The following is a 9,008-nucleotide window of genomic DNA, read 5'->3' as shown; positions in this document are numbered from 1 at the left end:
CGCGGAGAGGGGAGCCACGGCGGTGAGGTCTGCGGGGCCGCGCCGACTGTACCATCACTACGGCCCAATTCATAAAAAACAAAAGGAGCGCCTTGCCGACCATTTGTGGCCGCCGGGGCGCTCCTTTTGGCAATAAAATTTTTAATAAAAATCGAAGCCGATTATTGCGTGCAAGGGCAACGTGAGGCCCGATTTGAGGCTGAGGTACTCCCCGTGCATTGCCCAGACCGTGGTGGCCACCCGCATCAACCGGCCATCGGCTACTTGAAAATAAATATCGAGCTTGCCGTGGTGAGCGTTGCCCAGCGTGGCGGCGCGGTCTGCGTCAACGCGCCGGCGCAGGATGTCGGCGGGGTCGGTCAGCACGTCTTCGGGCGAAAAGTGCAGGTCAGCAATTGCTTCTTTTTCGACGACTTCAAAAGTGGCGTCGCTGGGAATGAAGGACATGGCTAAGGATGGATGGGTAAGAAAAGCTGCACCGCAACCGGGCACGCATAAATAACGAAAAGCAAGCCGATTTGGCCACACTTTTCGCTCAAGAACTTTAAGGCAGCCGGGCCAGAAATTCCATGGTGTCCACGCGGTCGGCGTACTCGGCCACGCCGGGGGCCTGGGCCTGGCCAAAGGGCAGGCTTCCGGCAAAGCGCGCGCCCGCCGAAACCACGCACTGCGTTTGGGCCGCCACGTCGGTGAGTTGGTCTACCAAGTCGATTTCGCTTGCGTATTCGGCGTAATACACCGTCGAAATGGGCGAAACCAATTTGGGGTCTTTGGTAATCAGGAAGAAGCCGTTGTCGTAGTGCGGCACGCTGTTCACGAGCAGAATGCTCTTGTTGTAGTCGTAGTTGTTGTTGTACTTGTGGTGGTTGAGCACCCCTTCGCACGTTTGCAGGGCGTCGAGCAGCGGCGAGAAATTGTAGCCGGTCGGCACAAAGAGCTTGCTTACGTTGCGGCAGCCCAAGCCATAGTACTGGAAAATATCTGGTCCCAGCAGGGCCAGCTCCGCGCTGGTTTCCTCGCCGGTGAGCACGGCTACGCTGGTGCGGTTGCGCCGGATGAGGTGCGGCTTTTTGCCAAAATAGAATTCGAAATAACGGGCCGTGTTGTCGGAGCCCGTGGCAATGAAGGCGTTGGCTGCGTTGAGGCGGGGCAATACCTTAATGGCGTCCGTGAATCGCGGCTCAATGCGGCACAGTTCTTCCATCAGCCAGGTCATCAGCACGGTGTCGTCGGCGCTGAGCTTGGCCAGCAGCACGTGGCCGCTCAGCAGCACGCACAGCAGGTCGTGGAAGCCCACCATGGGGATGTTGCCGGCCATCACCACCCCAATGTGGTGCACGGTGGTGGGTTCGGGCGGGTAGCGCCCGGCCCACTTCCGCAGCGGTTCTTCGGCAAGCATGTGCGCGAGGCCGGCCAGCGCGGCGGCCACGCTGGGCTCGTCAAACCAGGCGTTTTGGTTGCGGGCACGGGCCGCGAGCGTGGTTATTTCGTCGGGGGAAAGCGTGGCCAGACGCTGGCCCAGGGCCACGAAGGCCGCTAAACGTTCGGAATGATGCATGGAGTAAGAAAGGAATTCCACCCCGCCAGGCAAGGGCGCGGCGGTTGGATGCGCTGCAAAATTGGTCGAAACTGTACAAACACAGCCGTTCCTGGTTAATTTTGTCTGGCCAAAGAACGGCGCGGGTACGGTTTTTTACGTAAAGGCTACTCGTTCCCCATTGGTTTCCCTTCAACCCCCTGACCCCCGACGCCCCATGGCCATCATGATAACCGACGAGTGCATCAACTGTGGTGCCTGCGAGCCGGAATGCCCCAACAACGCCATTTACGAAGGCGGCGCCCAATGGCGCTGGGCCGATGGCACGAGCCTGAAAGAAGTGGCCACCGCCGACGGCGCCGTGGTGTCGGGCACCGCGCCCCAAACGCCGGTTTCCGACGAGTACTATTACATCGTGTCGGACAAATGCACGGAGTGCGTGGGCTTCCACGAAGAGCCGCAGTGCGCCGCCGTGTGCCCCGTGGACTGCTGCGTGGACGACCCCGACTACCGCGAAACCCGCGAACGTCTCCTCGAAAAGAAAGAGTGGCTGCACATCGCCGCGTAAGCTATTGCCTTGAGATTTCAAGCAACAAAAAAGCCGCTTCCATCGAAGCGGCTTTTTTGTTGGTGGGCGACGGCGGGTCAGGTCCCGCAGTTGAAAAACTTGTCGTAAGCCGACTCGGGAATGAGGTTCAGCTGACTCATAAACTTGATGGGAAGTTTGAATAGTCGCAGGAAACCGTAGCTATTGGGGTAGTCGTGAAACGTTTTCGGCGGCGCCGATACAATGTTGTCAAACTCGGCCCGAGTCAGGCCCAGGCGTTTGATGCACAGCGCAATTACTTTCTCGTCTTCGATGGGGTTGATGCGCGAAACGCGGTCCAACGCTACCTCGCGGCTCATTTGGCCCGACCGCACCAGGGCCGAGTAATTGAACAGCCGGCGGTCGATGTTGAACTTGATGCGGTTCAGGTAGTAAATGAGGCTCTGATAGAGGTCGTCGAAATAGTGAGCCCCAGGGTTCTGCCATTCCAATTCCCGCTCCAAAATCTCGTCTACTTCGGTGCGCACGTAGTCGAGATGGTAAAGCAACGTCACGGTTTTGATGCGCCGCCAGAAGGCGTAGTACGTCATTTCCTTGATGCCCAGGTTGAAGCCGGGGTCGTTGGGCTGCCAGGGGCGCAGAGGCACCGTGCCAAACTGCTTGTGCACGGCCTTGAGGTATTTGCCGTCCAAGAAATTCCAGCTCAGCGGCGCAATGCCTTCGGTCCGAAACGACTGGCCGATGATAATGTGCCGCACGTTTTCCTTGGCCGCCACGCCGTATAGGGCCGTGGCAATGCCCAGGTCGGTGCCTTCCTCCATGTCGGGCACGGAAGCTTTCAGGAAAGCAATTTTCAAGTCCTTTGATTCGCGCCAGTCCGACGTGATGGTGCGCAGTTCCACGCCCAGCCGCTTGCAGGCCCGCAGCATGTTCTCGCCCGCCACGGGGTTGCCAAAGCCGTCGTTGAAATGCACCGCCAACGGGCGCAGCTTGAGCTGGGTGACGCAGTACCAAAGGGTGTACGAACTGTCGCGGCCGCCGCTCACGCCCAGCACGCAGTCGAACCGGTTGCCTTGGCCGGCGCGGCGCATCTCGTCGGCCAGGCGCTGCACGGTCCGGCGGCCGGCTTCGCCCAAGGGAAAGGCTTGCTCCATGCGGTCATGGACTTTGCAAAAAGAGCAGATGCCGGCGGCATTGAATTCGATGCCGGGGGCAGTTGTGTCCATGATGCAGCGCGTGCAGCGCTGATGGTTGCTTGATTCTGGCACCGAAGCGGTGCGTTCCGTCTGGTTTAATTGAGTAAGCAAGGATTATGCATCTGAGAGGGGGCTTGCTGCGGAGGTAGAAGCGGGTAGCAGCAATTGGACAAGGATGGGGCAGGTGGGAATAATTGGATAGATAAGGCGGGCCGAAGTAATTGCTAGCTGGGCAGTTGGTCGAAGCGGTGGCCCTTGCGCTGGAGCATTACGCCAATTTCGGTTCCGCGTTCGGGTCGGTGGGGCCGGGAGAGGTCGGCTACGACCAATTGACCGGCAAATTCGTTGAAAACACCTTGGGCCCGCACGCCGCTGGCGTCGACGGCAAGCGAGCACCCGATGCTTTTTTTGCCCTCGTACGGCCCGCCCACGATGTAGCCGACCGAGGTAGTGCCCACCACAACCACGTTGTAGAGCTTGGCCAGGATGGAGAACGGGCGCACCCATTTTTCCTCGTACGGGTCGTGCTCTTCCGTGAGCGAGTAGTCCACCGTCCACGACGAGGGCGCCAAAATGAATTCGGCTCCCATGCGGGCCAGCGTGTGGCCAATGGGAAGCCCGTCGAGGTAGTTGTCGGAACAAATGTTGACGCCGATTTTACCCAGCGGGGTGTCCACCACGTTCAGCGTTTGGCCCACTGCGTAGAACGGCTGCTCCACGGTCAACAAGTTAATCTTGTGGTACTTGACGAGGATGTCGCCTTGTGGGCTGATGAGGATGGCGGCGTTGTAGTTGCGGCCGTCGGCCGCGCGCTCGGTCAGGCCGGCGCACACGTAGATGCCGTGGGCCACGGCCGCCTCGCAGAGCTGGTCGCTAAAGCGGCCGGGAATTGGCTCGGCTTCGTGCAGCGCGCTGGGGTGCGTCCAGGCAAAATCGAGGGTTTCCGGCAGCAGCACTAGGTCGCAGCGTTGGGCGGCCGCTTGCGCAATCTGTTCCACGGCGCGCGCCAGGTTGCGCTCCGGCTCGCCGCCCTCTACCAGCAACTGCCCCAAACCGATGCGCATCGAACCCAAATCGGGCGCGGCGACGGGTGGAGTAGGTGGTGCCAATTTGGGTTTTCTAAAGGGAAAAAGTATTGCCATAGAGAGCAATTAAAGGACATTTTCAACAAGAGTCAAGAAAGATACACAAGCTTCATTAAACCTTGGGGCTTGTTTTTTGTCGGCCAGCCAATTGAGCTAAACAAGCCGAGCATACGCAAAAAGATGATGTAAATGATACCAGGTCAAGACATGCGGTTGATTATCAAAGACTAAATCAATGTACTGTTGGACAAGAGGTTGCTTCGCTGCTTTATTTTTTCGGTTGGGTGTAGGGCGTTTGCGCGTGAAGTTTCCATGAAGATTATTTTTTGCTCATAATGGGGCAGTGTGGTTGGGGAGCGGGTCTGCCGCCTTTAGCCCGCGTTTCTAATGCCTATTTTTGTGGCTTCTGTTTCTAGCTTCTTTTTCATGTCCCTCGCCACCACCTATTCGCCTACCCACGTTGAAGCCAAATGGTACCAACGCTGGCAAGAGCAGGGCTTTTTCAAGGCCACCGCCAACCCCAAGAAGGTCCCCTACACCGTCGTCATTCCGCCACCCAACGTGACGGGGGTGTTGCACATGGGCCACATGCTGAACAATACCATTCAGGATGTGCTGGTGCGGCGCGCGCGCATGCAAGGCAAGGAAGCCTGCTGGGTGCCCGGCACCGACCACGCCAGCATTGCCACCGAAGCCAAAGTAGTGGCCCTACTAAAGGAGCAAGGCATTGCCAAGACCGACCTGACCCGCGAGCAGTTCCTGGCCCATGCTTTTGAATGGAAGGAAAAATATGGCGGCATCATCCTGGAGCAGCTCAAGCAGCTGGGCGCCTCCTGCGACTGGGACCGCACGCGCTTCACCATGGAGCCCGAGTTGACGGAGGCCGTACTCCGGGTTTTTGTGGACTTATATAACAAAGGGCTCATTTACCGCGGCGTGCGCATGGTGAACTGGGACCCCGAGGGCCGCACCGCCATCTCCGACGAAGAGGTGATTGCCAAGGACGTGCAGGCCAAAATGTACTACCTGCGGTATGAAGTTGTCAGTTCTCCGTTGTCAGTTGTTAGTTCCGGTCAGGACTCTGACAACGAACAACAAACAACTGACAACTACATCACCGTGGCCACCTCGCGCCCCGAAACCATCATGGCCGACGTGGCCGTTGCCGTGAACCCCACCGACCCGCGCTACGCCCACTTGGCCGGCGCCAAGGTGCGCATTCCGCTGCTGGGCCGAGAAATTCCGGTGATTTTTGATGAGTACGTGTCGACGGATTTCGGCACGGGCGCGCTCAAAGTGACGCCCGCCCACGACCTCAACGACTACGAGCTGGGCGTGAAGCACAACCTGCCCGTTATCGATATTCTGGCCGACAACGGCACGCTCAATGAAAAAGCGGTGCTATATGTGGGCCAGGACCGGTTTGCCGCGCGCAAGCAAATTGCCAAGGATTTGCAGGAGGCCGGCTTGCTCCAGAAAATCGAGGAGTACGCCAGCATCGTGCAGACGTCGGAGCGCACCAAGGCCGTGATTGAGCCCAAGCTCAGCCTGCAGTGGTTCCTGAAAATGGAGCACTTGGCCAAGCCGGCGCTGGAAGTGGTAGAAAACGACACCATCAAGCTGCACCCGCCCAAGTTCAAGAACATGTACCGGGCCTGGATGGAGAACGTGCGCGACTGGTGCATCTCGCGCCAGCTCTGGTGGGGCCAGCAAATTCCGGCCTACTACCTGCCCGACGGCACCTTTGTAGTAGCCCTCACCGCCGAAGCCGCGCTGGTGCAGGCCCGCGCCCAAAGCGGCAACGCCAACCTGCAGCTGAGCGACTTGCGCCAGGACGAGGACGTGCTCGATACCTGGTTTTCGTCGTGGCTGTGGCCCATTTCGGTGTTCGACGGGTTTAAAGACCCCGACAACGCCGACGTCAACTATTTCTACCCCACCAACGACTTGGTGACCGGGCCAGACATCCTGTTTTTCTGGGTGGCCCGCATGATTATGGCCGGCCTGGAGTACCGCAAGGAGGTGCCGTTCAAAAACGTGTACCTGACCGGCATCGTGCGCGACGCTCAGGGTCGCAAGATGAGCAAGCAGCTCGGCAACTCGCCCGACCCGTTGGAGCTCATCGCCCAGTACGGCGCCGATGGCGTGCGCACCGGTATGCTGTTTTCGGCCCCGGCTGGCAACGACTTGCTGTTCGACATCAAGCTGGTGGAGCAAGGCCGCAACTTCTCCAACAAACTCTGGAACGCCTTCCGCCTCGTGAAAGGCTGGGAAATGGATGCCGCCCTGCCTTTTGCCAATGAAAAGGCCGTGACGTGGTTCAACGCGAAGCTTCAGGCCGCAATAGTGGAGCTGGATGACCATTTCGAGAAGTTCCGCATGAGCGACGCGCTGATGACGGTGTACAAGCTGGTGTGGGACGATTTCTGCGCCCAATACCTGGAAATGGTGAAGCCCGCCTATCAGCATCCCATCGACGCCGAAACCCTGCGCCACACCACCGCTTACCTCGAAACGCTGCTCAAGCTGTTGCACCCGTTCATGCCCTTCATCACGGAGGAACTGTGGCACGAGCTGGCCGAGCGGGCCGAACGCGACTACGTGTGCGTAGCGCCGTGGCCCCGCGCCACAGCCCAGGACAACAGCGCCGAATTACTGGCCAACATGGATAAGGCGCTGGCCATTGTGGCCGGCATCCGTACCGTGCGCAACCAGAAGAACCTCGGCCCCAACAAGCCGCTGGCCCTCGTTGCCAAAACCGACGAGTCCGCGCTGCTGAGCGAGTACGAAGGCATTATTCGCAAGCTGGGCAGCATTTCCGAGCTAACATTTGCCAATGCTGGCCCGGCCGCGTCGGTGAGCTTCGTGCAGGGCAGCAGCGAATTTTTCATTCCCCTGGAAGGCCACATCGACTTGGCAGCCGAGCGCACGCGCCTGGAAAAAGAGCTAGAGTATGCCCAAGGATTCCGCGAGTCGGTGCAGAAGAAACTGGGCAACGAGAGGTTCGCCGCCAATGCCAAACCCGACGTGCTGGAGCGCGAGCGCCAGAAGCTGGCCGACGCCGAGGCCAAAATTGCCGCGTTGGAACAAGCGTTGAAAAGCTTGTAAACTATTTCAAGCACAAAAAAGCCGCTTCCTGATTCAGGGAGCGGCTTTTTTGTATAGCCTTGGCAGACGGTGAAATCAATTGTGCGACAACTGTCGTTATATTTACGACAAGTGCCGTGAGAAACGGCCTGTTAATACCCCGTTTTAGCCGTAGTATCATGACTCCTTATGCTTTTGTTGATGTGTTGGGCGGGCCTTCGGTAGTGGGCGAGCCGATTGCCAGCGACTTGCAGTTGGTGGATGTGATTCAGCGGGGGATGCGGCGGCAGGCCCTCGACCACTTGGCCCGGCGCTCCCACTTACCGCTGCCGGTACTGGCCGCCGCCGTCGATTTGTCGGTGCGCACCCTGCAGCGCTACACGCCGGCCCAGCGCCTCAAAGCCGACGCCACCGACCGCCTCGTGCAACTGGCCACGCTCTACGCCGAAGGATTCGACCTGTTTGGCGAAGACAAGTTCCGCCACTGGATGGAGTCGTCCATTCCGGCGCTAGGCGGCCGCAAGCCGGTGGAGCTCATCAACACCACCGTGGGAATTCGGATGCTGCGCGACATTCTGGGGCGCATCGAGCACGGCGTTTTTGGGTAGGGAATGGAGGTTTTTCGGCTTGCCCGCTACGCCCGGCGCCACGACCTGAGCGGCTACGGCGCCTACCTGTACGGGGGGCGCTGGAACCTGCCCGGCTTGGCCCTGCTCTACACTGCCGAGCAACGCGCCATGGCCCTGCTCGAAACCCTGGTGCACCTGCCCGTCGAGGACCTGCCCGACGACATGTACCTGCTGACCCTGGAAGTGCCCGACGACGCCAGCCGCGAAGCCCTCACGCCGGCCGACTTGCCCACCGACTGGCAGCGCCTCTCCATGCCGCAGCCCACGGCCACCATCGGGCACGAGTGGTTGCGGTCGGGCCGCAGCTTGGCCCTGCGTGTGCCTTCCGTGGTGGTGCCGCAGGAGCACAACCTGCTATTGAACCCTGCGCATCCCGAATTTATTCGGGTGCGGCTGCTGGAGGCCCAGCCGTTTCATTTCGACGAGCGGCTAAAGAAATAGCGTTGCACTGGCCTTTACTGCGCGGCGCTGGCTGCCTGTTTTTTCTGAAGCGAGGCTAGCTGATTCTGCAATTGAAAGGTAACTTTCTCGCAATCCGAGAAGCGTTGCTCCGATGCTTGCAGTGCCTTTTGCGTGGCCGAGAGCTGCTGATATAAATAGCCAATCAGCCCGAGGGCGAGCACCAGGGCTCCGAGCACGAATATGTTTTTCATGATAAAAGTATAGAAGGCCAAAAAGAACGTCATGCTGAGCGGAGTCGAAGCATCTCGCGTGCAGCAGTAACTATCATCGTTCAACGATTGGAATTACTCCCCCACGCGAGATGCTTCGACAAGCTCAGCATGACGTGCTGTTTGGCTTCCCTGGGTATTCCCTGGCTTGGTAGCCTGCTCTTGGGCATTACTGCCGCCGGGCCAGCACCTCCAGGGTTTCGCGGTGGCGCCGCTCGGCTATGTCCTGGTTGCGGGATACCACGCCCCAGATAGC

General features: G+C 59.2%; 9 protein-coding genes. 4 read left to right on the top strand and 5 right to left on the bottom strand.

Going from position 1 to position 9,008, the window contains the following annotated elements; genetic code table 11:
• Positions 1-141: 141 nt before the first annotated feature.
• Both VF629_RS06880 and VF629_RS06875 read right to left on the bottom strand, forming a co-directional pair.
• The gene (locus tag VF629_RS06880) at positions 142-447 is read right to left on the bottom strand and encodes a hypothetical protein (RefSeq protein WP_331057722.1); all 306 of its coding nucleotides are present in this window, start codon (positions 445-447) and stop codon (positions 142-144) included.
• 97 nt (positions 448-544) lie between these two features.
• Positions 545-1,558: an acyl-CoA reductase gene (locus tag VF629_RS06875; protein ID WP_331057721.1), complete on the bottom strand. Its 1,014-nt coding sequence runs from the start codon at positions 1,556-1,558 to the stop codon at positions 545-547.
• 196 nt (positions 1,559-1,754) lie between these two features.
• Here VF629_RS06875 and VF629_RS06870 point away from each other — a divergent pair, with 196 nt between their 5' ends.
• Positions 1,755-2,105 carry a 4Fe-4S dicluster domain-containing protein gene (locus tag VF629_RS06870; protein WP_331057720.1) on the top strand — a complete coding sequence of 117 codons (351 nt, stop codon included), beginning with the start codon at positions 1,755-1,757 and terminating at the stop codon, positions 2,103-2,105.
• A 77-nt stretch (positions 2,106-2,182) separates the two neighbouring features.
• Here the strand turns inward: VF629_RS06870 and VF629_RS06865 are convergent, their stop codons facing one another.
• The gene (locus tag VF629_RS06865) at positions 2,183-3,352 is read right to left on the bottom strand and encodes an N-acetyl sugar amidotransferase (RefSeq protein ID WP_331057723.1); all 1,170 of its coding nucleotides are present in this window, start codon (positions 3,350-3,352) and stop codon (positions 2,183-2,185) included.
• Positions 3,353-3,504: 152 nt separating this feature from the next.
• The gene (locus VF629_RS06860; protein WP_331057719.1) at positions 3,505-4,389 is read right to left on the bottom strand and encodes a carbon-nitrogen hydrolase family protein; all 885 of its coding nucleotides are present in this window, start codon (positions 4,387-4,389) and stop codon (positions 3,505-3,507) included.
• A 402-nt stretch (positions 4,390-4,791) separates the two neighbouring features.
• On the opposite strand from VF629_RS06860, the gene VF629_RS06855 reads away from it, so the two are divergent.
• From VF629_RS06855 to VF629_RS06845, 3 genes are all read left to right on the top strand, one after another.
• Positions 4,792-7,473, top strand: a complete 2,682-nt coding sequence (locus VF629_RS06855) for a valine--tRNA ligase (RefSeq protein ID WP_331057718.1) — start codon at positions 4,792-4,794, stop codon at positions 7,471-7,473.
• Between the two features lie 158 nt (positions 7,474-7,631).
• Positions 7,632-8,060 (top strand): type II toxin-antitoxin system Xre/ParS family antitoxin, encoded by a 429-nt coding sequence (gene parS / locus VF629_RS06850; protein WP_331057717.1) that lies wholly within the window; start codon positions 7,632-7,634, stop codon positions 8,058-8,060.
• A 3-nt stretch (positions 8,061-8,063) separates the two neighbouring features.
• On the top strand, positions 8,064-8,522 hold the full coding sequence (locus VF629_RS06845) for an RES family NAD+ phosphorylase (protein ID WP_331057716.1): 459 nt from the start codon (positions 8,064-8,066) through the stop codon (positions 8,520-8,522).
• Positions 8,523-8,536: 14 nt separating this feature from the next.
• Here the strand turns inward: VF629_RS06845 and VF629_RS06840 are convergent, their stop codons facing one another.
• Positions 8,537-8,734: a hypothetical protein gene (locus VF629_RS06840; RefSeq protein ID WP_331057715.1), complete on the bottom strand. Its 198-nt coding sequence runs from the start codon at positions 8,732-8,734 to the stop codon at positions 8,537-8,539.
• Between the last annotated feature and the right edge of the window lie 274 nt (positions 8,735-9,008).

The organism is Hymenobacter sp., from assembly GCF_036388155.1.
GTDB lineage: Bacteria > Bacteroidota > Bacteroidia > Cytophagales > Hymenobacteraceae > Hymenobacter.
The sequence above is the reverse complement of the archived record's forward strand: the minus strand, read 5'-3'. Positions and strand labels throughout refer to the sequence as shown.